The 23,583-nt window shown below is 51.0% G+C and carries 24 protein-coding genes and 1 riboswitch; of the genes, 18 read left to right on the forward strand and 6 right to left on the reverse strand.

Annotated elements, in window-relative coordinates:
- Positions 1–3: 3 nt before the first annotated feature.
- Together dut and coaBC are read right to left on the reverse strand one after the other, a co-directional pair.
- Positions 4–462, reverse strand: a complete 459-nt coding sequence (gene dut / locus WG68_RS05520) for a dUTP diphosphatase (RefSeq protein ID WP_046556676.1) — start codon at positions 460–462, stop codon at positions 4–6.
- Positions 459–1,694 carry a bifunctional phosphopantothenoylcysteine decarboxylase/phosphopantothenate--cysteine ligase CoaBC gene (gene coaBC, locus WG68_RS05525; protein WP_046556677.1) on the reverse strand — a complete coding sequence of 412 codons (1,236 nt, stop codon included), beginning with the start codon at positions 1,692–1,694 and terminating at the stop codon, positions 459–461. Before coaBC ends, dut begins: the two co-directional genes overlap by 4 nt.
- A gap of 82 nt (positions 1,695–1,776) precedes the next feature.
- Here coaBC and radC point away from each other — a divergent pair, with 82 nt between their 5' ends.
- From radC to mutM, 5 genes are all read left to right on the forward strand, one after another.
- The gene (gene radC, locus WG68_RS05530; RefSeq protein WP_046556678.1) at positions 1,777–2,451 is read left to right on the forward strand and encodes a RadC family protein; all 675 of its coding nucleotides are present in this window, start codon (positions 1,777–1,779) and stop codon (positions 2,449–2,451) included.
- A gap of 179 nt (positions 2,452–2,630) precedes the next feature.
- Positions 2,631–2,867, forward strand: a complete 237-nt coding sequence (rpmB, locus tag WG68_RS05535; RefSeq protein WP_026349251.1) for a 50S ribosomal protein L28 — start codon at positions 2,631–2,633, stop codon at positions 2,865–2,867.
- Positions 2,868–2,878: 11 nt separating this feature from the next.
- Complete coding sequence (gene rpmG / locus WG68_RS05540) at positions 2,879–3,034, forward strand: 50S ribosomal protein L33 (protein WP_008219722.1); 156 nt, start codon at positions 2,879–2,881, stop codon at positions 3,032–3,034.
- A 90-nt stretch (positions 3,035–3,124) separates the two neighbouring features.
- A complete protein-coding gene (locus tag WG68_RS05545; protein ID WP_046556679.1) occupies positions 3,125–3,607 on the forward strand; it encodes a hypothetical protein in 483 nt (160 codons plus the stop codon).
- A 21-nt stretch (positions 3,608–3,628) separates the two neighbouring features.
- The gene (mutM, locus tag WG68_RS05550) at positions 3,629–4,438 is read left to right on the forward strand and encodes a bifunctional DNA-formamidopyrimidine glycosylase/DNA-(apurinic or apyrimidinic site) lyase (RefSeq protein WP_046556680.1); all 810 of its coding nucleotides are present in this window, start codon (positions 3,629–3,631) and stop codon (positions 4,436–4,438) included.
- An 8-nt stretch (positions 4,439–4,446) separates the two neighbouring features.
- Here mutM and WG68_RS05555 read toward each other — a convergent pair whose 3' ends face one another.
- Genes WG68_RS05555 through WG68_RS05565 form a run of 3 tightly spaced genes read right to left on the reverse strand, consistent with a single transcriptional unit; the run spans position 4,447 to position 7,775 of the window.
- Entirely contained in the window at positions 4,447–6,087 is a 1,641-nt protein-coding gene (locus WG68_RS05555; protein WP_052748980.1) for a BamA/TamA family outer membrane protein, read from the reverse strand.
- A complete protein-coding gene (locus WG68_RS05560; RefSeq protein WP_162836464.1) occupies positions 6,084–6,944 on the reverse strand; it encodes a mechanosensitive ion channel family protein in 861 nt (286 codons plus the stop codon). Before WG68_RS05560 ends, WG68_RS05555 begins: the two co-directional genes overlap by 4 nt.
- A 15-nt stretch (positions 6,945–6,959) precedes the next feature.
- A complete protein-coding gene (locus WG68_RS05565) occupies positions 6,960–7,775 on the reverse strand; it encodes a DUF432 domain-containing protein (RefSeq protein ID WP_052748981.1) in 816 nt (271 codons plus the stop codon).
- Between the two features lie 320 nt (positions 7,776–8,095).
- Here WG68_RS05565 and mgtE point away from each other — a divergent pair, with 320 nt between their 5' ends.
- From mgtE to WG68_RS05605, 8 genes are all read left to right on the forward strand, one after another.
- Positions 8,096–9,439 (forward strand): magnesium transporter, encoded by a 1,344-nt coding sequence (gene mgtE, locus WG68_RS05570; protein WP_046556682.1) that lies wholly within the window; start codon positions 8,096–8,098, stop codon positions 9,437–9,439.
- Between the two features lie 116 nt (positions 9,440–9,555).
- On the forward strand, positions 9,556–9,978 hold the full coding sequence (locus WG68_RS05575; protein WP_046556683.1) for a hypothetical protein: 423 nt from the start codon (positions 9,556–9,558) through the stop codon (positions 9,976–9,978).
- Positions 9,968–11,155 (forward strand): hypothetical protein, encoded by a 1,188-nt coding sequence (locus WG68_RS05580; protein WP_046556684.1) that lies wholly within the window; start codon positions 9,968–9,970, stop codon positions 11,153–11,155. Before WG68_RS05575 ends, WG68_RS05580 begins: the two co-directional genes overlap by 11 nt.
- Positions 11,125–13,554, forward strand: a complete 2,430-nt coding sequence (locus WG68_RS05585; RefSeq protein ID WP_200897546.1) for a putative bifunctional diguanylate cyclase/phosphodiesterase — start codon at positions 11,125–11,127, stop codon at positions 13,552–13,554. The genes WG68_RS05580 and WG68_RS05585 overlap by 31 nt, the downstream gene beginning before the upstream one ends.
- A 60-nt stretch (positions 13,555–13,614) precedes the next feature.
- Positions 13,615–13,727, forward strand: a riboswitch (TPP riboswitch).
- On the forward strand, positions 13,710–15,872 hold the full coding sequence (locus WG68_RS05590) for a TonB-dependent receptor (protein WP_235357682.1): 2,163 nt from the start codon (positions 13,710–13,712) through the stop codon (positions 15,870–15,872). Its footprint overlaps the riboswitch before it by 18 nt.
- 20 nt (positions 15,873–15,892) lie before the next feature.
- Positions 15,893–16,141 carry a YkoF family thiamine/hydroxymethylpyrimidine-binding protein gene (locus WG68_RS05595; RefSeq protein ID WP_046556687.1) on the forward strand — a complete coding sequence of 83 codons (249 nt, stop codon included), beginning with the start codon at positions 15,893–15,895 and terminating at the stop codon, positions 16,139–16,141.
- Positions 16,138–16,767, forward strand: a complete 630-nt coding sequence (gene pnuC, locus WG68_RS05600; protein ID WP_046556688.1) for a nicotinamide riboside transporter PnuC — start codon at positions 16,138–16,140, stop codon at positions 16,765–16,767. The genes WG68_RS05595 and pnuC overlap by 4 nt, the downstream gene beginning before the upstream one ends.
- Positions 16,716–17,621 (forward strand): phosphotransferase family protein, encoded by a 906-nt coding sequence (locus tag WG68_RS05605; protein ID WP_046556689.1) that lies wholly within the window; start codon positions 16,716–16,718, stop codon positions 17,619–17,621. Before pnuC ends, WG68_RS05605 begins: the two co-directional genes overlap by 52 nt.
- On the opposite strand, the gene WG68_RS05610 is transcribed toward WG68_RS05605, so the two are convergent.
- Positions 17,595–17,777, reverse strand: a complete 183-nt coding sequence (locus WG68_RS05610; protein WP_046556690.1) for a MerR family transcriptional regulator — start codon at positions 17,775–17,777, stop codon at positions 17,595–17,597. The two genes, WG68_RS05605 and WG68_RS05610, sit on opposite strands and share 27 nt — an antisense overlap.
- Before the next feature lie 346 nt (positions 17,778–18,123).
- Here WG68_RS05610 and WG68_RS05615 point away from each other — a divergent pair, with 346 nt between their 5' ends.
- Genes WG68_RS05615 through WG68_RS05635 form a run of 5 tightly spaced genes read left to right on the forward strand, consistent with a single transcriptional unit; the run spans position 18,124 to position 23,582 of the window.
- A complete protein-coding gene (locus WG68_RS05615; RefSeq protein WP_046556691.1) occupies positions 18,124–20,919 on the forward strand; it encodes a monovalent cation/H+ antiporter subunit A in 2,796 nt (931 codons plus the stop codon).
- Positions 20,919–21,275, forward strand: coding sequence for a Na+/H+ antiporter subunit C (locus WG68_RS05620; protein WP_046556692.1), 357 nt, complete (start codon positions 20,919–20,921; stop codon positions 21,273–21,275). Before WG68_RS05615 ends, WG68_RS05620 begins: the two co-directional genes overlap by 1 nt.
- Positions 21,272–22,786: a monovalent cation/H+ antiporter subunit D gene (locus tag WG68_RS05625; RefSeq protein WP_046556693.1), complete on the forward strand. Its 1,515-nt coding sequence runs from the start codon at positions 21,272–21,274 to the stop codon at positions 22,784–22,786. Before WG68_RS05620 ends, WG68_RS05625 begins: the two co-directional genes overlap by 4 nt.
- Positions 22,783–23,319: a Na+/H+ antiporter subunit E gene (locus WG68_RS05630; RefSeq protein WP_046556694.1), complete on the forward strand. Its 537-nt coding sequence runs from the start codon at positions 22,783–22,785 to the stop codon at positions 23,317–23,319. Before WG68_RS05625 ends, WG68_RS05630 begins: the two co-directional genes overlap by 4 nt.
- Positions 23,313–23,582 carry a K+/H+ antiporter subunit F gene (locus tag WG68_RS05635; RefSeq protein WP_046556695.1) on the forward strand — a complete coding sequence of 90 codons (270 nt, stop codon included), beginning with the start codon at positions 23,313–23,315 and terminating at the stop codon, positions 23,580–23,582. Before WG68_RS05630 ends, WG68_RS05635 begins: the two co-directional genes overlap by 7 nt.
- The last annotated feature ends 1 nt before the right edge of the window (position 23,583 follow it).

Below are 23,583 nucleotides of genomic sequence, written 5' to 3' on the forward strand. Positions count from 1 at the left end.
AAACTAACTTTTACCCGAGTGGCCAAAACCACCTTCACCGCGCTCTGAGGCGTCAAAACTCTCGACCAGCTTAAACTCAGCCTGCACTACCGGCATAAACACTAGCTGAGCAATGCGGTCACCCGGTTCAATGCTGAATGTTTGTTGGCCACGGTTCCACATCGATACCATTAACGGCCCCTGATAGTCCGAATCAATTAAGCCCACCAGATTTCCCAGTACAATGCCGTGCTTATGGCCAAGACCGGAGCGCGGCAAAATGGTGGCGCATAAGTTAGCGTCGCCAATAAAAATAGCCATGCCGGTTGGAATTAATACCGTTTGCCCTGGCTCCAGGGTTAACGTCTCGTCCAGACAGGCACGTAAATCGAGGCCGGCCGAGCCCGGTGTGGCATAAGCGGGCAGCGGGAATTCGTTACCAATACGGGGGTCGAGGATCTTCAGCTCAATCGCTTTATTCATTTGTTCGCTTCACTTGTGGTCTGTTGTTGAGAGAAATGTTGATAAATCAGGGTTATCAGGCTTGCCGCCAGCGCGGCTTTAGTTTGCAGACCCAGCACCTGCTCGCCACCGTGCCAAAGTGCGGTAAGCGCATTTTGCTCGCTGTTAAAACCGGCATCCGGCTGCGATACATCGTTAGCACAAATCATGTCGAGCTTTTTATTAAGCAGTTTTTGCCTGGCATAGCTCAGCACATTCTGGGTTTCAGCGGCAAAACCTACGGTAAAGGGGCGCTGTTTTGCCAGGCCAGCGACTGCGGCGATAATATCGGGGTTCTTTACCAGGGTAAGTTGCAGCTGCTCGCTGGCACCTTTTTTCAGCTTGTTGGTTGCCACATCAGCCGCCCGGTAGTCGGCCACCGCGGCGCAGCCAATAAAAATATCGCTTTGCACTGCCACCTTTAAAGCGGCCTGGTGCATTTGTTCAGCGCTTACCACATCTATTCGCTTCACACCCGCTGGGGTAGCCAGTTGCACCGGGCCACTGATTAGCGTGACATCCGCCCCCATTGCCGCAGCAGCGGCCGCCAGGGCAAAGCCCATTTTGCCGGAGCTGTGGTTAGATAAATAGCGCACCGGGTCCAGCGCTTCGCGGGTAGGGCCTGCAGTAATTGTAAAGCGCAGGCCGGCCAGTGGAGTTGCTGGCATCAAGGTTTGTTCAATTAGCGCAACCAGTTCTAATGGTTCCAGCATGCGGCCATAGCCAACATCACCACAGGCCTGTTCACCAGCGCCCGGACCATATATGTGAAATTTATGTTTTTTTAGTGTTGCTAAGTTTTGCTGGGTAGCTATATTGTTATACATCTGCTGGTTCATGGCCGGCGCTACCGCTACCGGTGCCGCGGTTGCCAGTACGCAGGTAGTGAGTAAGTCGTTGGCCATACCATGCGCCAGTTTAGCGATAACATCGGCTGAGGCCGGGGCAACAACGATAAGGTTGGCCCATTTAGCCAGCTCAATATGGCCCATTGCGGCTTCTGCTGCAGGGTCAAGCATGCTGGTGCTAACCGGGTTGCCGGATACTGCCTGCAGGGTAAGCGGGGTAATAAATTGCTGGGCGGCGTTGGTCAGGATCACTCGTACCTCAGCGCCCCGCTCTTTTAAGCGGCGGACTAAATCGGCACTTTTGTAGGCGGCAATGCCACCACTAATGCCCAGTAAAATACGTTTTGCTGCCAGGGTCTGCTGCATAAATACCTAAAGCTGGTCCGAAAATCATCGGCATAAGATAACACGGAACGTAAAAATCGGCATCAATTCAGGGAGGATTCAGATGGCTATTTCTGACTGGCCAGTAAGCGAGCGACCACGGGAAAAACTGTTGCAGCTGGGGCCTAAGGCATTATCTGATGCAGAGCTGTTGGCGATATTTTTGCGCACTGGGGTTAGTGGCTGCGATGCCGTTACCCTGGCCCGCCAGCTGCTGAGCCATTTTGGCTCGTTGCGAAGGTTAATGGGCGCCAGCCAGCATGAATTTTGCCTGGCAAAGGGCTTAGGCGAAGCGAAATTTGTGCAGTTACAAGCAGTGCTGGAGCTAAGTAAGCGTTATATGCAGCAGCAATTACAACGCGAGACGGTGTTTACCGAGCCGGCACTGGTGAAAAAATATTTAACCCATACCATTGGCCATGAGCAACGCGAAGTGTTTCTGCTTCTTTATCTTGATAATCAGCATCGTTTAATTGCCAGCGAACCCTTGTTCATGGGCACTATTGATGCCTCGCCAGTGTATCCGCGTATTGTAGTTCAGCGCGCTTTAGCGCATAATGCCGCCGCCGTTATATTGGCTCATAATCATCCTTCCGGGGTGGCCGAGCCAAGCCGCGCCGACAGGGCGATAACGGAGCGCCTGACCCAGGCCATGGCCTTAGTAGATATCAAAATACTGGACCATTTTGTGGTGGGCGATGCAGAAGTTGTGTCTTTTGCAGAACGCGGCTGGCTGTAATAATACTGCAACGATTATGGCAGACTGGCGACAGATCTGCCTCGAGTGCCATTTAAATTCTCTTGAGTTTAATGGGGCTTTCGTGTATAAAGTGCGCCCTCATCCATTTTCGGGGCAACCTTCAAGGCCAGAAGGGTGAATGATAGCTCGAGCTGACGTAATTTTGGAGAAATATAGACATGTCTAGAGTATGCCAAGTAACTGGCAAAGGTCCGATGGTAGGTAACCGTCGTTCGCACGCCAACAACGCGACAAAGCGCCGTTTCCTGCCTAACCTGCAAACGCACCGTTTCTGGGTTGAAAGCGAAAACCGTTTTGTTACTTTACGTACTACCACCCGTGGTATGCGTATTATTGACAAGAAAGGTATCGACGCCGTTTTAGTAGACGTTCGTGCCAACGGTCACAAGGTTTAAGGAATTAACTTATGCGCGATAAAATCCGTTTAGTTTCTTCTGCTGGTACTGGTTTCTTCTACACTACTACGAAGAACAAGCGTACCATGCCAGAAAAAATGGAAATTAAAAAGTTCGATCCTAAAGTGCGTAAGCACGTGATTTTCAAAGAAGCGAAAATCAAGTAATCGACCTGAAAACCCGGCTAACGCCGGGTTTTTGCTTTTTACACCCTGCCTAAGTTACTATGCCGCTGCCCCGTGCAGAAAGGTATCGTTATGTTAAAACTCTCGCGCCGCAACTGGAACAACGTACTGATTTTTGCCGTACTGATTTTAATGTTTGTGCTGTACGGCATTCCGCAGCGTTTACAACAAAAAATGGCCCCTGAACATCGGCTGATCCCAGCAGATTCGCAGCTGCTAATGGTGGGGTTTGCCAGCGCGCGTCTGGTGAAAGCTGGCCCGCAGTGGCAGTTACAACCGGCGACCCACAATGTTGATGCCGCGCAGCTAGCCCTGGCCTGGCAATACAGCCAGCTTATTCCTGCAGATGCGGTACCTATGCAAAGCCGGGTGCCGGTAGCGCAGGCCAGTGTCCAACTGGTTGGTGAGACCAGCCCCATTATCTGGTTATTGTATCCTGGCGACGATCCGGCCAATGCTGCTGCGCAAGCCCGGTATCTGTTACAGCAGGCGGGACAAAGCCAGTTTTATCAGCTGAGTAAGCAACAGGCCGCCCAGTTATTTATGCTGGAGTAAGCTTTTTTTGGAGTAAGCGTCGTGCCAGAATTACCCGAAGTTGAAGTATCCCGTTTAGGCATTAGCCCGCATTTGGCAGGTCAGCAACTGCTGAGTGTGGTTGCCCGCCAGCGCCAGCTGCGTTGGTGGATCCCGGATGAGGTGGTTCAGCTAACCCATCAGCCAATTCTGGCGGTAAACCGCCGGGCTAAGTATTTACTGATCAGCCTGCCAGCCGGTGATATTATTTTGCATTTAGGCATGTCGGGCCATTTAAAAGTGGTGGCCAGCAGCACCCTGCCAGCTAAGCATGACCATCTGGATTTAGTATTATCGAACAATAAAGTGCTGCGCTTAAACGACACCCGCCGCTTTGGAGCCGTGCTGTGGCAGGCTAAAGGTCAGGTGCATCCGCTATTGGCTGCCTTGGGACCGGAACCGCTGACCGATGCGTTTAGCAGCCAAACCCTGATTAACGCCTGTGCTAAGCGCTCGGCAGCCATTAAGCTGGTATTGATGGATAATAAAGTGGTAGTTGGGGTAGGTAATATTTATGCCAATGAAGCGCTGTTTAAAGCGGGTATTTTGCCATCAGCGCCAGCTAATAGCGTAACCGCAGCTAAATTGACGTTGCTAAGTACTGTTGTAAAAGAAACGCTGGCAGCGGCGATAGTGCAGGGGGGCACCACCTTAAAAGATTTCAGCCAGGCTGATGGTAAGCCTGGCTACTTTAAGCAGCAGTTACTGGTATATGGCCGCGGTGCTAAACCCTGCGTGCAGTGCCAGCAGCCATTAACTGAGATAAAACTGGGCCAGCGCAGTACGGTATACTGCACTTTATGCCAGAATTGATGGCACCGTTAAAAGCGCCGCTTGGCGGTGACTCGCCACTGCCAGTTGCCCAGTTCCGGGTTGTCGCTAACCGGGCGGGTTAAGTCGATATGCACCATAGTGCCGCGACTGGAGTGGGTAGACAGCAAGCGTATCCCTACCCCTACGCCATATAAAATACTATCGTCTATTTCGTTTTCACCGCGCTGTTCGGCGCCCCAGCTGCGGCCGGCATCGGCAAAACCGGCAAAGCCAACATCGAAAATATGCAGAATGTTCCAATCGGTGTAATAACGATACTCTGCGGTGGCCACCATGCGGTTGTCACCGCGCTGATAAAATAATGGAAAGGCCCGTAAACCGGTGTCTCCGCCCAGATACAGCGCCTCATCGTCAAACAAGTCATGGCCCCGCTGTAAATCGAGAACACCGACCACGCTACTTTGCCGGTTTAACTGATACACCAGCTGCCAATGGGTACTGAGTAATTGCTGGCGTAAATCAGCCATTTTCAGGCCATGGTAATTCAGGCTGGCCAGCAGCCATAAATCACTTTGCAGCGACCAGGCCTTTTCAATAGCGGCGTCCAGTTGCCAGCCACGGGCATCGGCGCCTAACGCTGTTTGTAACTGACCTACTCTGACATAGGCTTGCCAGCCAAGATTGATATCTTCTACCCGGTTGAACTGGTTGATATTGTATAGTTTGCGGTACTGGTCTTCCAGCAGCTGATATTCCAGCCATACCCGGGATAAATTGCGCTCGGCTGGCAGCTCAAATAAGGTGTCGCTGTTTGCCGTAAAGCTGACGTCGTCCAGGGTAACGCCGCCATTAAGACGGTGAATACGTTTGCTGGTGCCCGCAAGGCGCAAGCCCAGATAGCTGGTAAACCCCTGCTGGGTGCGGTCGTACTGGTTTACGGTTTCCCCCAACACATAATCGCTGATTTGTAGCTTTTCTTTGCTGACGTCAACGCTGACTGCCCAGGGGGAGCTTAAACGATAAAATGGTCGTTGCACGTTAAACTGATAACTCTCGCCATCGGAGTTATTAGCGTAGCGGGTTAGCGCCTGCCAGTGGCTGCCCATAATATTCGGGCTGGCAAAGCTGAACATGTAACCGGTACGTTCGGCATCTTTGGCATAATCAAGTTGTAGCTGATTACCGGTACCCAACAGGTTGTCTTCGGCAATACCAATGGAATATTCGGTGGCACCGCCCTCGCTGGAAAAGTCTATTTTCGGCAGCAGCGACCAGTTATCCCAGGTTTTTACCAGCACTTCAACAGAGTTGGTGTCGGGACAATACTGGCTGACTTTAATATCTGCATCCCGAATGTAGCTGCGGTTACGCAACAAGCGTTCGGTTTCAGCCAGTTCAGCCAGGTCCAGCGGGTCTTCAGGGCTGAACAGCAGTTCGTTGGCAATGGTTTGCTGTTTAGAGATGATATGGCTGTAGTTAGCAAACCGGTGCAGCCAGAAAGTGCCTGATTCGGTTAAATCAAAGACGTTCTCTTGTTCAAAATGAACGGCGCTAATGGTAAGCCCGGCTTGCTTAATATCTGCTTCATCGAATAAGCGGGTACAACTGCGTTTATCCTCTGCTTTGGCAGTGTTAAGCAAAGTGCTGGCAAGCAGCAGCAACAAAACCGGCGCGATGCGGCTGTTCATCCTTGCGAGTCCTTCTTATCGGGTGCAACGTCCGGTGTTGCCGGATTAATACTGATTGGGGCTGAACCATTGCCAAAAATAATGGTGCGCTGTGGGAAGGGGATTTCAATGCCTGCTTTATCAAATGCCATTTTTACTTCTTCTTGCAGGCTGTTGCGTAAATCGCGGAAATTTTCCCGTTTAGTCCAGACACTAAACTGAATACTTAGCGAGGAATCGGCAAAACCGTTAAATACAAATAGTGGCGCCGGCTCATCCAGACTTAGCGGATTATTGTCAGCAACGTCCATTAATACTTTGCGCACCTGGCTGATATTTTCTTTGTAGGCAACGCCAACCTGTAAGTCGAAACGCCGGATTGGGAAACGGGTCAGATTGGTCATTTCAGTTTTAATCAGGCTTTCGTTGGGAATGCGCACGTACAAGTTATCAAAGGTACGTAGTTTTACCGACAATAAATCTATCGATAGTACTTCACCGGTGGTATTGCCCACTCTTATCACGTCGCCCAGCTGAAAGGGTTTTTCACCAATTAAGAATAAACCGCTAATCAGGTTTGATGCTGAGGTTTGGGAAGCAAAGCCAATGGCTACCGACAGCACCCCGGCGGCGCCCAGCAGCACGCCTAATGAGAACCCTAGCTGGCGTAGGGCTGAGGCAAAGAACAGTGCCAGCACCAGCCAGTATACCAGCCGCTTAAACAGCACTGCGTGGTGCTGCGAAAAATTACGGCTAACTAACTTTTGCACTGCGCGGCTGGCGAGGCTGGCCAGTAACAAACCCGCAGCCAGTAAAATGGCCGCCTGCAATATAGCGACCACCTGTTCAGATCTTAGATAGGCGATAAACTGTTCCATTATGGCCAGCTCCTGTTAATCGTTGAAGATGCCGGTAAAGGCGCGGATAAGCCCCTGTTTTTCAATATGCTGGCGTGGCTCTGCTATCCGGTCTGTCATTGCTACCCCGGCGGGTAAATGTTTACTTATTTTAAAGCGGGTGAGGGCAAGATTACCGTCGTGCTGCAGGGTTATCGGATCGGTCCACAGGCTGCCATCCGCTAAACCATACACCGCCAGGTAAGGCACCGGGATACTGAGTTTAGATAACACCAGCATGCTATCGGCATTATTTTCAATGGTAATAGCGGTAATGGCCCGGTGTGGTCTTAGCGGCAGGTCGGTGCGGCTGTGCCTGGCCTGGGTTTTATCGGCATAACATAATTCGCCGTGCAGGGTTGAGGGGCCAAACCAGGTGTCGGATAAACGCTGGCTGGTAATTTCAGCCAGCTTGCAATCGGGTTGCTGTACTGTTACCTCAACCACTACCGGTGAGCTGATATAAAACACCGCTTGTTCACCTGCTGGTATGCTGACCTGTTTACGGGTTTTGACTACCACTGAGCGATCGAGCAGCTTTGGCTTTAAACAAAAGTGGCCAGGCGATTCGCGAAATATAAAGCGCTGCACGTTTTCCAGTTCAGGCAGCTGCGATATACTGCGACTGCGCAGCAGATAACGATCGTCCTGATCATGTAAAATGGCATGGCCCAGCAGCCATTCAGAACGTAACCGCTGCAGATAAAGCGTGAGTGGGCCTAAGGTATATTGCCAGCTTTGGCCGCTGTCCACGGCGACGGGCAGCCACCAGGGACTCAGTGCCGGAGTATTATTGCTGTGTTGTGATTGCATATGCTGTCCGGTAAGTTGGCTATGGCACTGGCATATTACCAGAGCAACGGTACGAGTATCGGTAATTCTTTACGTGTGCTGGTTGTTATTCCTGCTGTCAGAACCTAAAATAATGGTTAATTTTTGCTTAATAAGCAATATGTTATTTTAATTGAACAACTGTAACTACTGATAGTACGCATGTTGCCAGCGCGCTATCATGTCACCAGCCAATTAAGGCCTTCGTACACAGTGTGCCAAAGGTTTTATGAAAATAAGCTTAATACGTTAAGCCTGTCATTGCCGGCATTTGAATGCCAGACCAGAATTAAGAGGTTGTGATGGAATTACCTGTACTGATAAACCGACTGCGTGCGGCGTTGGAAAACGATACGGTGCAGTTACTGCAGGATCAGCTTGAGGATGTGCATCCGGCCGATTACGCTGCCGCTATCACAGAGTTTTCGCTGGATCATTTGTGGATGTTGCTGGCCGCACTGCGCCGGGCAGAGCAAGCGGAAGTGTTTGGTTATTTGCCGGCAGAAGTACAGGTGGCATTAGCTGTCCGGGTAAGCCGTCGCAAGCTGGCACCGATAATCCGCCAGATGTCATCTGATGAGCGTGCTGATTTATTCAACCGCTTAACGGCCGATCAGCGGGAAACCCTGTTACCGGCGCTGGCCCAGGCCGAGCGCGAAGATTTACTGCGGTTGTCCAGTCATCAGGAAGGCACTGCCGGTGCCATTATGACCTCTGATTATGCCATTCTGGCGCCAGACATTAATGTGCGGGATGCGCTGGATGTACTGCGCCGCGAAGCGCCGGATAAAGAAACCATTTATTCCGCTTATGTGGTTAACGACGTGCGCAAGTTAATCGGCGTGGTGTCGTTAAGAGAGCTGATCCTGGCACCAGCGACCATGTTGGTGGATGAGTTGATGAATCATGACCCCATTTTCGCTACTATTGATATGGAGCAAGAGCAAGTGGCAGCCATGATTGCCCGGTATGACTTGCTCGCCTTGCCTATTATCAACCAACAGCAGCAAATGGTTGGTATTGTTACTTACGATGATGCAATGGATGTGGCGGCAGAGGAAGCGACTGAGGATTTCCATAAAACCGCTACTATCGGTAAGCTGGAAGGCAATGTTAAAGATGCCAGTATTAGTCTGCTATACCGCAAAAGGGTGTTCTGGCTGGTGGTGCTGGTGTTTGGCAATATTTTCTCGGGTGCCGGCATTGCTTATTATGAAGACACTATTGCCAGCTATCTGGCACTGCTATTTTTTCTGCCGTTACTGATCGCCAGCAGCGGTAATGCCGGAGCACAGTCGGGTACCCTGATGGTAAGGGCGCTGGCCACCGGCGACATTAAATTGCGTGACTGGGGCTCATTAATGATCAAAGAATGCCTGGTCGCAGGTCTGCTGGGGTTAACTATGTCGCTTGCTGTGGTGGGGCTGGGCTGGTGGCGTGGCGGTTATGATATTGCGATAGTAGTAGCGGTAACCATGATGCTGGTGGTGATGGTCGGCAGCCTGGTGGGGTTGTCGTTACCCTTTTTACTTAGCCGCTTAAACCTGGACCCGGCCACCGCCAGTGGCCCGTTAATCACCTCTATTGCTGACGTAGCCGGGGTAGTACTGTATTTCGCTATTGCTACCTGGTATCTGGGGTTGTAAATATTCTGCATATTTCTGCCAGAACGTGATCAACTTGCTAAATTGAAAGTTATGTTTACGCTTATAGCATTTGATAACAGCATTTTTCATGTTGCAGGCGGGGTTTACAGCCATCAATGAAATTTTTGCAAAAGCTGTGTTGGTGCCTGTTACTGCCATTGTCGATGTCATTGTCGGCGGCAGAAGTGGTGGTTCATGCAGCGGTAACAGAGCAGCAACTTAGCCGGGCGCAACTGCGGGCTATTTTTAGCATGCGGCAAAGTCGTTGGCCAGATGGCACCGTTATTCGGGTTTTTGTGCTGGCTTCGGATCACCCCACTCATATTAACTTTAGCCGGCAACAGCTGCAGATGTTCCCCTATCAGCTGGACACTATCTGGAACCGGCAGCGGTTTTCCGGTATCGGCAGTTTCCCAACCCAGCTGCTTAGCGAGGAGGAGATGCAGTTAGCCTTGCAGCAAACGCCAGGTGCCATTGGCTATCTTAGTGTTGGTACTATTCCAAATACCCTACAGGTGATAACACCCTATGAAAACTAACCCTGTAACATGGCGACGCAAAGTGGTTGCTGCAGTGATGTTGGCAATGTGCGGCCATGGCTTGCAGGCCGCAGAAATAGCCAGCTGGCATGGTTTTATTGCCCAGGGGGTGACCAGGGCAAAAGACAGTAATGCCATCAATAACGACGGCAAACTGTCGATAGCGCTAACTGAGCTGGGACTAAATGGCCAGTGGTCGTTGCAGGACAACTGGCGTGTCGCCGGACAGGTGGTATACCTCAATGGCGGCAACCGTTACCCGGAAGGGGCGCGGCTGGACTATTTGTTTGTCGATTGGACCTTACTGGATAACTTTGATCATCAGTTAAATCTGTTTATTGGTCGTTATAAAAATCAGCACTGGCTGTATTCCAGCACCCGGGATGTGCCCTTTACCCGTCCAGCTATTATTTTACCGCAATCTGTTTATTATGATGTGTTTCGCGATATTGCCGTATCCAGTGATGGTCTGGCGCTTAAGGGCTATCTTCAACTTAGCGCCGGTGAACTGGAATATAACTGGAGCCTTGGTGCCACCCCCATTTCCAGAGCGCAGGGCCGGCTATTACTTAGCCCGTTAGTCAATGGCAAAACCAGGCAGAAATATGTGCAGCAGGCGAGTGTGTTCTGGCAGGCAGCTGGCAGTCAAAGTACCTGGGGGCTGTCGCTGCTGGACTCCGATTTTAGCTATCGTGCCGCTGAGTCTGATTTTTTTGCTGATGCTGAGGTTACCGTGCAGCGGGTGATGTTGAACTGGCAATATCAGCAGGAAAAATGGCAATTAGCGGCTGAGCTGGTGCAGGAGCGGGTGCAACTGAACGGTTTTTTTGCGCCGGTGTTCAGCAGTGATCAGTTTGGCTGGGGCGGCTATATCATGGGGCGTTACCGTTTGACAGAGCAGCTAAATGTGCTGACGGTGCTCGACTACAGTACTAACAGTAAAGACGATAAGCGAGGCCGGCGGTTGCCCGCACAGGGTATTCCTGAGCATTTTGGCTATCAGCAAAGCATTATGCTCGGCGCCAGTTATGAACTGGCAACGCGCTGGCGTTTACAGGGTGAACATCACTGGGTAGATGGTACGGGCCGTTTATCACCCAGCGTTATTCCTGACCTGCTTAATAATCAGCAACGCTACTGGCAATTATGGGCGGTGCAATTGATGTATTGGTTTTAATGCGTTTTATCAGCCTGCCAAAGAAAATCCTGTTGCTGACATTGTTACTGATGTTGGTATTGCTAACCTTGCTAACCAGTATGTCATTGCAGCGGCTGAACGAGAATTTTTTCCTGCAACAGCAGCAAAAGCAGCAGCAGGTGCAGCAACACTTCAACCAGTACCAGCAGCTGTTACAGCAGCAGCAACAAGTGTGGGTAGAAGCCTTTGCTGAAGTCAGTGGCCTGCTGCGCCAGGATAGTTTTCAGCCTTTTCTGGCTGAGCTGGAGCGGCAGCTGGATGCTATCAGTATTCATTTAAACATTGAAAACCTTTGGTTTTTTGGCCCCGATGGCCAGCAACATGTGCTGCATGCTACGGTATTCCCGGCGCAGCTGGAGCCTATGGTGCAATATAGTTTTAGTCAGCAACGGCCAGGGTATCAGCTGCATTGCGGGCAAAGTTGCAGCAGTATGCTAAGTATGCCGCTGGCCAATGGCGGCGCAGAGGTGGCTGTGATAGTGATTAGCCGTACTTTGGCCGATGTGGTACTGGCAATTGGGCAGTCGATGCAGGGCGAAGTGGCTATTGTTGAACTCGGCAGTGATACTGGCGTGACCTTGTTATCCAGCAGTGGCAAGGTAGCACTACCCGTTTTGAATACGCAAAGGGCAGCGTTAACTCATGCGCTGCACAATAGTGAAGGTTTGCGCTTTACTGATAATGGTAAGCAGTACTTTGCGCATGTGCTGCCATTAGTGGTTCAACCCGGGCAGCAGTATGCATTGCTATTGCTGGAAGATATCAGTCGTTACCTGGCAGCAAACCGGCGTTTTCAATGGCAGCTGATTGGGCTGGCGCTGTTGTGTTTTATGACGTTTGGCATCCTGATTTACGCGTTAACTCAGCGGCTTAGTCAGCGTTTGCTGGGGGTGTCCAGAGCTTTGCCAATGTTAGCACAAAGCCGCTTTCAGCGGTTTCGGCAGTTGCTGCCTAAACCTTCACGCTGGCTGGCCGATGAAGTCGACAATTTGCATAACGCCAGCCTGACCCTCAGCCAGCAACTGGAACAATTACAGGACAATGTGGCGCAACAAACCCGAGAGCTGGAAAATATGGCAATGTTTGATTTGCTGACTGGTCTGGCGAATCGCAATATGCTGCAGTTTCAACTTAAGAAGCGCCTGGCTGCCCTTGCCGCAGAACGTGATTATCTGGGGTTGTTGTTTTTAGACGTGGACCAGTTCAAACGGGTGAATGATATTCGTGGCCATGAGCAGGGTGATCTGGTGCTACTTGAAGCGGCGCAACGTTTGCGCAATGGCATCAATAAAGCAGACCTGGCCTGTCGTTTTGGCGGCGATGAATTTGTGGTGGCCTGTCAGGTTAGCAATCCGGATCAGCTGGAAGCACTGGCAATCAAGCTGATTACTGCCTTTGCTGAACCTATGCGGCTGCAGGGGGATGTTTATCAATTGGGTGTCAGTATTGGTATCAGTTATACCCGTGACAACAATTTACAACCAGATGATTTGGTGCGGCAGGCAGATTTAGCCATGTATCAGGCCAAGGCCAGAGGCGGCAATTGCCTGCACTTTTACAGCCAGCAAATGTTTGACCATTTTCAGAACAGGCTGGCGTTGGAAAATGAGCTGAAACATGCATTGGCGCAGCAACAGTTTGCGATTCATTTGCAACCTAAAATCATGCTTGATACCCAGCGCTTACAGGGGTTCGAAGTGTTATTGCGCTGGCAGAGTCCGTCGCGGGGTATGGTACCTCCGGATGAATTCATCAGTATTCTGGAGTATGCCAGGTTAATGATTCCTGTGGGATATTGGGTGATTGAGCAAAGTTTTTTGGCGATGCAGCAGTTGCAGCATGCTGGCTACGCTGATATTACCATTGCCATTAATCTGTCGGCCGAGCAACTGATGGATAAGGGGCTGCCTTCATACTTAGATACGTTGCTGCAACAATATCATTTGCAGGCCAGCAACTTTGAACTGGAACTTACCGAAAGTTTACTGGCGCAAAATATTCAGGACACGATTACAACCATGCATCAGCTGAAGGCAATGGGTTTTTTGTTTGCGATTGATGATTTTGGCACGGGGTATTCTTCGCTGAGTTACCTGCGGCAAATGCCGGTTGACACCATTAAAATTGATAAGAGTTTTGTGTTCGGTATGCTGGATAATCAGGCTGATTTTGACATTATTACGTCCACTATCGCTATGGTCAAAAAACTGGGGTTAGCGGTGGTGGCGGAAGGCGTCGAAACGCAGGCGCAATGCCGCATGCTAAAAGCTCATCAGTGCGATATCGCCCAGGGCTACCTCTTTTCAAAACCTGTCGCCGCCAGCCAGTTATTGGCCCATTTACAGGCAAATCTGGATGAGCGGCGCTGCTGGCGCTGAATGAACTGTGCTGGCAAACATCAGGCATTGCTAAGCAGGTTAAAAGTATATACACTTTGCCGCGCAACCAAGGGGTGCATCTGTACAATAGTGCAGACGCTGAGATGCTTTCGGGCAAACCCTTAGAACCTGATCCGGATTATGCCGGCGGAGGGATGGTGCTAACTCCTCAAGCTGGTGTGATCTCTGTACTAATGGAGCATCATACGATAATGCGTTTTTCCCTGTCTTTAGTTACTGCTGCGGTATTTACCGCCCTTGTTACCCCTGTTGTTGCGCACGCTGAAAATGCCGCGGCAGTTACCGCTATTGAACGCATTACGGTGCAAGGCGATTTACGCCAGCAAAGCGCCGGCCAGCTGGCGGGCAGTTTGTCTGTTGCCACCGAGCAGGATTTACAGCGCCAGTCGGTACAACACCTTGATGAATTACTGAACCAGTTTGCCAACGTTAACTTTAGCGCCGGCGCGTCGCGTGGTCGCTTTATTCAGGTACGGGGTATTGGTGAGCGTAGCGAATTTGTCGATACCATTAACCCGTCGGTTGGCATGCTGATTGATGGCATTGATTATTCCGGATTGGGTATTACCGGCATTAGCGATATTGCCCAGTTTGAAGTGTTTCGCGGCCCGGAAGCAACCCGTTTTGGCGCCAATGCTCTGGCTGGCATGTTAAACCTGACGACCAAAGGGCCGACTGACACCCCTGAGGGCAAAGTGACTGTGACCCTGGCCGATTACGATAGCTATCAGCTGGCGGGTCAGTTTAGCAATGCCATTACTCCGCAGTGGGGCTACAGCCTGGCACTGGAACAGCAGGTTTCTGACGGTTTTATTAAAAATACCCACCTTAAGCGGGACGATACCAATAATATCGACGAATTTAATGCCCGGTTTAAATTGGCTTTTCAGCCAAACAGTGATCTTACATTGCAACTGATTAGCCACTTTGTCGATCAGGATAACGGTTATGATGCCTTTTCACTGGACCGCAACCGCACGACCTTGTCAGACGAGCCAGGCCAGGACAAGTTGCGCAGCAAAGCGCTGGCCTTGCAAACCGACTACCGTGGCTTACCCTTTGCCCGATTACAGGGCCAGCTGAGCTGGTTAGATGCCGCCATGGATTATGGCTTCGATGAAGACTGGAGCCACGTAGGCCTGCACCCGGATGAATACTCGACCACTGACCGCTACTTACGCAATCGTGAGCAGCTAACCCTGGATTACCGGCTTGTTTCCACCGATGCCGGTCGGCTGGGCGACAGTGACTGGGTACTGGGCATCTATGCGGCCAGTAAAGAATTTGAGTTAACGCGCCAGTTCTGGAACTGGAGTTTATGGCAGGCCGATAGCTTTGCCAGTGCCCTGACCCGCACCAACCTTGCGGTATATACCGAGCTGAGCACGCCAGTTAGCGACAAGTTGACGCTGATTTCCGGCGTACGGCTGGAACGCTACGAGGATGATTATGCCGATAGCAGCGGTAACCAGATTGGTAATACCGATACCATGTGGGGCGCCAAACTGAGCCTGAATTATCAGCCAAACCCACAGGCACTGATTTATCTGCTGGGGTCACGCGGCTATAAGGTGGGTGGGGTAAATGGTGATGCGCTGGCCAAGGCCGCGGATGACAGCCTGAGCGAGCTGATGAGCAAAGCCAGCTTTGCCCCGGAAACCTTGTATAACGCCGAGTTTGGTGTGAAAGGCACGGCGCTGGACCAAAGCCTGGTTACCCGGGTGGCAGCGTTTTATATGTGGCGTAAAGATATGCAGGTAAAAGGCTGGCTGAACCCGGACAGCGGGCCGCAGTTTGCCGGCTTTATCGACAACGCGGGTAGCGGTCGCAACTACGGTATCGAAATAGAAAACCGCCTGCAGCTGCATCCGCAACTGGCAGTGATGCTCAGTGCCAGCTGGCTGAAAACCAAACTGGGTAATTATATCACCATTGACGGTGACGATTTCAGTGGCCGGGAGCAGGCGCAGGCACCGCGGTTTGGTTACAGTGTGGCGGCAGACTGGTACTTAAGCGACGCAATGACCTTTAACATAGGCCTGCAGGGTAAAGACGCCTTTTACTATTCTGATGGCCATGAGCAACGCTCAAGCCGGTATGAGTTGTTAAATTTGCGTTTAAGCTATCAGTTACAACACTGGCAGCTGGCAGTGTGGAGTCGTAATGCGCTTGATAAAGACATCGGCGTGCGCGGTTTTTACTTTGGCAACGACCCAAGGGACGGCTATGCACCGCATCTGTATGAGCAGTTTGCAGAGCCACGCCGGGTAGGGGTAAGTGCCAGTTATCAGTTCTAGTGTAAACAGCAGGAGTTGAGATGAAGTTATCAGTAGAAATTAGTAAGTACCCGCTGGCAGAAGATTATATCGGGCCGATTAAAGGCTTTATTGAACAGCTGAACCAGTATCCGGAGCTGCGGGTGATCACCAATACCATGAGTACCCAGGTATTTGGTGATTATGATCAGGTAATGCAGGCGCTGCAAAGCTGTATTAAGGCGTCTTTTGCCCAATACGGCAAGGTGGTGTTTGTCTGTAAGTTTATTCATGGTGACTTACAGCCATGATGCCCTGGTTTAGCCAGGCGCTCGCCGACTGGCAGCTAATGCACAGCCTGGAGTTGCTGGCTACCTTGCTGGCGCTGGCTTATGTGGTGTTAGCACTGCGCCAGAGCTTGTGGTGCTGGCCCGCCGCCTTGCTAAGCACTATGTTGTTTACCCATATTATGTGGCAGTCGGCTTTACTTTCTGATGCGCTGCTGCAACTGTACTACGCGGCTATGGCGCTGTATGGCTGGTGGCGCTGGCAACAGCTGAAGCGGCAACATCACGGCGCCAATAAAGTATCTGAATGGCCTTGGCGCCGACACCTGCAGCTGATTGCCATTACCGGCTTGCTGGGTTTGCTGCTGGGTTATGTTATGGCCAATTATACCCGGGCCGATTTTGCTTATCTGGATGCGCAAACTACTGCGTTCAGCGTGATGGCGACCTGGCTGGTAGCACGGAAGTTAGTATCAAACTGGTTGTATTGGGTGGTGATTGATGCTGTGTCCATTTATGTTTATGCGCAAAAACATCTGTATTTTCTGACCTTGTTGTTTATGCTGTATACCATTATCGCAGTAGCAGGATATTTTATATGGCGGGCGACTTATCAGCAGCAACCGCAACTGGCAATGCCCGGCAGATAGCGGCATTGTGCCGCCATCTGGAATTTTTTGCTGAGCACCCACCCTTGGCTATCACGCCGTTGGCCAACGGCGAGCTGAACTTTAACTTTCTGGTGGAAACACGGCGTGGGCGCTATGTGGTGCGTCGTTACCCTGTGCAGGTGAGTGGGGTGTGCCGGCAGCAGGAGCTACGTTGTCAGCACGCTGCAGCAATAGCCGGTATCGCACCGGCGCCGCTGTGTTTAAATAATCATCAGCAAGTATTGATCAGCGAATTTATTGACGCAGGCCAGCCTTTTGTTTGCAGCGCGAACAGTATTCCACTGCTGGCCGGCACACTGGCCCAGCTGCACCGGCTATCAGCACAAACCGCTGTGTTACAGCCGCTGCGCTATTTACAACAGCAGGCCAGCATTGCCGGCGCAGAGGCCGCTGCCGGGCCTTTACTTGCACGCGTGTTAGCGGTTGCAAAGCAGTATCAGGAACTGCCGCAAGACCCGGTACTTTGTCATTTGGACTTGCATGCAGGTAATGTGCTTTGGGCCGGGCGCAAAGTATGGTTACTGGATTTTGAATTCGCGCAGCGGGCTGACAGTTACCTGGATTTGGCGGCAGTAGCGTTGTATTTTCAGCTGTCTGAAGCGGCAGAGCAACTGCTGCTCAGCGCGTACACACAACACCGCAAAGCATTTGCAGGGCCGCCACCCCAGCTAAAAGTAAAATGGCTGTTGGCAAAAATTGTATTTAGTGGCTTTTGCTGGTTATGGTATCTGAGCTTGCCCCAGCACACGCCAGACCGTTTAACACAACTTAACTGCTGGCAGGCAAAGCTGGAGCAGTTATTGGCGTTACAAGCCGCCCAGACGCTCTGCTAACACCTTATAGCGTTTAACGTCATCTTCGTTAAACATGGGCTTACCACTATCGTCCGTTTCCGCAGCAACCAGCAGGTTTTCTCTGGCTAGGCGTTCGACCCTGATATCCGGGATCCCAAGATACTCCGCAACCTGTTGTACCGACATAAGTGACATATGATAATCCTAATGAAAATTGTGCTGATAGTAATACCCTATTCAAGCACTTTTTTGAATTAATAAAAGGGCTATTTTGAAAAAAATATTGGTTTGGTTGCGGGGCCAGGCCAAACTGACTTTAATAGACATTCCGGTAACTTATCGGTATAAATATCGCTGTAATTTTCAAAACAGCCTTTTTGAACCAACCCATAATATAAGTACGACACATCTTCTATGTTGTAAGTTATCTGTTTATCGATAATAAGCTGCAGGTTGTTCGTACAAGCAAGTAGGGTGGGTTCAGGCCAGAAAAACCAGCAAATATGAATGACGGCGTTTTTGTGAAGGAAGCAGCACTACTATGATTTTGGCATGGATCCTATTACTTCCGCTGCTGGGCACCCTGGTGCCGCTATTAGCGGCTAACTGGCGGCGCAGCGCCTGCGCGTTAGCGACGGCTATCCCGCCGGCTATAGCCTTAATGTTGCTGCTGTATCACGGCAGTGCGGTGTTTGCCGGTGAAACGTTGCGATATACCCTGGGCTGGATCCCGTTACTGGGGCTGGACATCAGCATCCGGTTGGACGGCCTGGCGTTTTTGTTCAGTTTATTGATCCTGGGCATTGGCTTACTGATTATTTTGTATGCCCGCTATTATTTGTCTGAACAGGATTCGATGCCCCGTTTCTATGCTTATCTGATGCTGTTTATGACAGCCATGATGGGCATAGTGTTATCGAATAACGTGTTACAGCTGTGGATGTTCTGGGAGCTGACCAGTATCAGCTCGTTTTTACTGATCAGTTTCTGGTGGCATAAATCTGAAGCCCGGCGTGGCGCCCGCATGGCGCTGGCCATTACCGGCGCGGGCGGCTTATGTTTGCTGGCGGCCTTGTTACTATTGGGACAAATTACCGGCAGCTATGATTTAGACGTGATTTTGGCCAGTGGCGCAGTGATCCGTGAGCATGGCTGGTATCCGCTGGTGTTGGTGTTGTTTTTGCTGGGCTGTTTTACCAAATCGGCCCAGTTTCCGTTCCATTTCTGGTTGCCTAATGCCATGGCAGCACCAACCCCGGTAAGTGCTTACTTACACTCTGCGACTATGGTTAAAGCGGGTATATTTTTACTGGCGCGGTTTTATCCGGCCATGGCCGGTACCGATTTATGGTTTTTACTGGTCAGTATCACCGGCCTGACGACCTTGTTGGTTGGCGCTTATCTGGCATTGTTTAAACACGATTTAAAAGGCTTACTGGCATACTCGACTATCAGCCATTTAGGGTTAATCACCCTGCTGTTTGGTATGGGGACCGATTTAGCTGCCGTGGCAGGGGTGTTTCATATTATTAATCATGCGACGTTTAAAGCCTCGCTGTTTATGGCCGCCGGCATTATTGACCATGAGTCGGGCTCCCGTGATATGCGAAAGCTTAATGGCTTGTGGCATTTTATGCCGATTACCGCCACCCTCGCTATGGTGGCAGCGGCAGCCATGGCTGGCGTACCCTTACTCAATGGCTTTTTGTCGAAAGAAATGTTTTTCGCCGAAACCCTGCATCAGCATTTACTGGGCTCGTTATCCTGGATTATTCCGGTGCTGGCAACCATAGCAGCGATTTTTTCCGTGGCCTATTCTATGCGTTTTATTCACGACGTGTTTTTTAATGGTAAACCCAAAGGCTTAACCAAAACACCGCATGAACCACCACGCTATATGCGAATGCCGGTAGAGGTACTGGTGGTGCTATGCATTCTGGTTGGGGTCGCGCCGGGTTATGTTATCGGCGATTTGCTGCAGGCAGCATCGTTCTCGGTATTGGGTGGCACGGTACCTGAATATAGCCTGGCCATCTGGCATGGCTTTAACCTGCCCTTGCTCATGAGTGTAGTGGCGCTGGCTGCCGGCAGTTTAATTTATATTAACCGCAAGCATTTATTCGATTTTCAAAATACCTTGCCCGGGGTGGATGCATTAACGGCCTTTGAGCAGTTGATGGCGGCACTGGCCAAACGCTGCCAGCAGTTTTACAACTGGTTAGACAATGGGTCATTGCAGCGCTATATGGTGTTTGTGCTGTTAGCCATTATTGTGCTGGCGGGTGCGCCCTTGCTGGAGCTGGATACCTTATTTGGCGGCCGGCCTGAACTGCCGGTAGATGCGGTAAATGCCACAGGCGCAGCAATGCTGTTGATCAGTGCCTTCGCAACAGTGGTATTCCACCGCCAGCGGGTGGTGGCCTTGTTGATGATATCGGTAGTAGGCTTAATGGTCTCTATTGCCTTTACCCGTTTTTCCGCCCCCGATTTGGCGCTGACCCAGCTGTCGGTAGAAGTGGTGACCATTATCTTGTTAATGCTGGCGCTGTTCTTTTTACCCCATAAAACACCTAAACAGTCGAGCCCGACCCGGGTACTCAGAGATATTGGCCTGGCCAGTATGGTAGGCGTTGTCATCGGCAGTATCAGTTATGCCATTATGACCCGCCCTTTCAACACTATTTCAGATTATTTTCTGGCGAATGCCAAAACCGGTGGTGGCGGCACCAATGTGGTGAATGTGATCCTGGTTGACTTCCGCGGCTTTGATACCATGGGTGAAATCGCCGTGCTGGGAATAGCGGCTCTGGGCATATTTAAACTGTTAACCCGCATTCCGGTGTTTAAACCCAGCAGTGATGGCGAAGGGCGGCCCTGGGCCCGCGAGCGCCATCCGTTATTACTGGCGACAGTGGCGCAAAGTATTTTACCGATGGCATTGATGGTGTCGGTGTTTATTTTCTTTCGTGGCCATAACTTACCGGGTGGTGGCTTTATTGCAGGCCTGATCACTGCGGTGGCCATTATCCTGTTGTATATCTCGCAGGGGGTCGATTGGGTTAAAGCCAGAATGAATATCGAATATCAGCGGGTAGTGGCTATCGGCTTGCTGATTGCATTGCTGACCGGGCTGGCCAGCTTGCTATTTAACCGGCCGTTCCTGACATCCTGGTTTGATTATTTCAAATTACCATTGTTTGGCGAGATAGAGCTGGCCAGCGCCATTGCTTTTGATCTGGGTGTTTATATTACCGTGGTTGGCGCAACCCTGCTGATCCTGGCCAGCTTAGGTAAAATGACGACCTCGCACCGACCAACACACCAGGAGCCGACCTGATGGAAACTTTATTTGCCTGCTGTATTGGCTTTTTAACGGCCTGTGGGGTGTTTTTAATGTTGCGTGGCCGCACCTTCCCGGTGGTGGTAGGGCTAACCATGTTGTCGTATGCCGTTAACCTGTTTATCTTTGCCTCTGGCCGGCTAAACTTGCGCGGCGCTGTGGTGCTGGGAACGTCAGATAATTATGCTGATCCCTTGCCACAGGCGTTGGTACTAACGGCAATCGTTATCGGTTTTGCCATGACGGCCTTTCTGGTGATTCTGGCCATTCGGGCCCGCGCGGATTTAGGCAGTGATCATGTTGATGGCAAACTGCCGGGCCAGAAACATGCCAAGCGGGAGCCTCGTCAATGAGCCATTTAATTCTGTTGCCGATATTGCTGCCAATGTTAACGGCACTGCTGATTATGCTGCCGCCGGTTCATCACTCGCCAGACCGTCGCCGCTGGTTAAGTATGGCGTCTACCTTACTGCTACTGGTGATGTCGGTGTGGTTGCTAAGCCAGACCCTGACCGATGGCGTAACTTTCTATGCCCTGGGTAACTGGCAACCTCCCTTTGGTATTATTCTGCTGGCCGATACGGTCAGTGTACTGATGGTTTGCCTGACGTCGTTTCTGGCGCTGGGGGCAATTTGCTATGGCAGTGCCGGTGAAGATGAAAGAGGCAGCTTTTTTCATCCGTTATTCCAGTTTCAGTTAATGGGCATTAATGGTGCTTTTTTAACCGGCGATTTATTTAACCTGTTTGTGTTTTTTGAAGTACTGCTGATTGCGTCTTATGCGCTGCTGATCCATGGCGGTGGCAAAAATAAAACCAAGGCCGCCGTGCATTATGTGGTGTTAAACCTGGCCGGCTCTGCGGTGTTTTTGTTTGCGCTGGCGATTTTGTACGGCACTCTGGGGACACTGAATATTGCTGACATGGCACAGAAAATCAGTGCAGTACCGGCTGAAGATATTATGCTGGTTAAAGCCGGTGGCTTGTTGTTACTGATAGTTTTTGCTCTGAAAGCTGCTATTTTGCCGCTGCAATTCTGGTTACCTGCAACCTATGCGTCGGCGTCGCCGCCGGTAGCGGCATTGTTTGCGGTGATGACTAAAATCGGCGTTTATGCCTTATTGCGGGTGTACACCACTATTTTTGGCGAACATGCCGGGCCGTTAGCCGGGATGGCGTCGGCCTGGCTATGGCCACTGGGGCTGGCGACCATTGTACTGGGTGCTATTGGCGTGCTGGCCAGCCTGGATTTCAGAAAATTAGTCGCAAATTTAGTGCTGGTATCGGTCGGTAGTCTGGTGTGTCTGGTGGCCATTGGTAATACTGCCGCAAACTCAGCTGTATTGTTTTATACCCTGCACTCTACTTTAGTGACTGCGGCGTTGTTTTTAGTGGCAGATATGATAGCGCTGCAACGCGGTAAGGCCGCTGACCGATTAGTATCGGCGCGGCGGGTGGCACAACCGGTGTTACTGGGTAGCGTGTTTATGGTCGCGGCGGTATCGGTAGCGGGGCTGCCGCCACTATCCGGCTTTGTCGGTAAGCTGATGATCCTGCAAGCTGTTGATAGCGGGCCAGCGCAGATTGGTCTGTGGAGTGTGATTCTGGTTTCCAGCTTACTGGTGTTAATTGGCTTGTCGCGCGCGGGCAGCACCTTGTTCTGGCGGGTCAGTGGCCAGCCAGCCAATGAAGACAAAGCAAAACCGCTGCAAGTGTTTGCGGTGTGCTGGCTACTTAGCGCCAGTGTCGCCCTGGTGGCGTTTGCCGGGCCAATAACGGCACTGACTCAGCAAGGCGCGGTGCAGTTGGCAGATATCCCTGCGACCTTGTCTATTATTTTACCTGCAGCAGGAGCTACGCCATGAGAATGACACCGCGTTTTAGTTGGCTGCCAACGCCCTATCGTAGCTTATTGTTGTTTGTGATCTGGCTATTGTTGAACCAGAGCCTTGCGCCCATTCACCTGCTTTTCGGGGTAGTGCTGGCGCTGTTTATTCCGTATATCTGTTACCGCTTTCGCGATCCGCAGCCATTGGTGGAAAGGCCACTACTGGCACTACGCTATATTTTGCGGGTTTTTGCCGACATCGTTACCGCCAATGCGCAGGTAGCGGTGCTGATCCTGGGGCCGGTGCATAAACTGCATCCCGCCTTTGTCAGGGTACCGTTAGATTTACAGCATAACTTACCTATTACGATTCTGGCCGGTACCGTATCGATGACGCCGGGTACGGTCAGTGCCGATATTTACCCCTGTACCGAGCATCTTGCGCCAGACGAACCCTTACCGCAGCGCTGGTTGCTGGTGCATGTATTAAATCTGGAAGACGAAGCTGAATTAATCGCCACGATTAAACAGCGTTATGAAGCCCCGTTAAAGGAGATCTTTAAATGCTAGCCAAGGTTATATTTCTGGTATTTGGCATGATCAGCCTGGCGTTGTTGCTAAACCTGTGGTCACTGCTGCGCGGCCCCAGTTTGCCGGACCGGATCCTGGCACTGGATACCATGTACATCAATAGTATCGCCTTAATTATTTTATATGGACTACTGATGGGCTCTCCCTTGTATTTTGAGGCCGCATTACTGATAGCCATGATAGGGTTTATCAGTACTGTCGCCGTATGTAAGTTTTTCTTACGTGGCGATATCATCGAATAGG

It is taken from the genome of Arsukibacterium ikkense (genome assembly GCF_000987775.1).
In the GTDB taxonomy this organism is placed as follows: Bacteria; Pseudomonadota; Gammaproteobacteria; order Enterobacterales; family Alteromonadaceae; genus Alishewanella; species Alishewanella ikkense.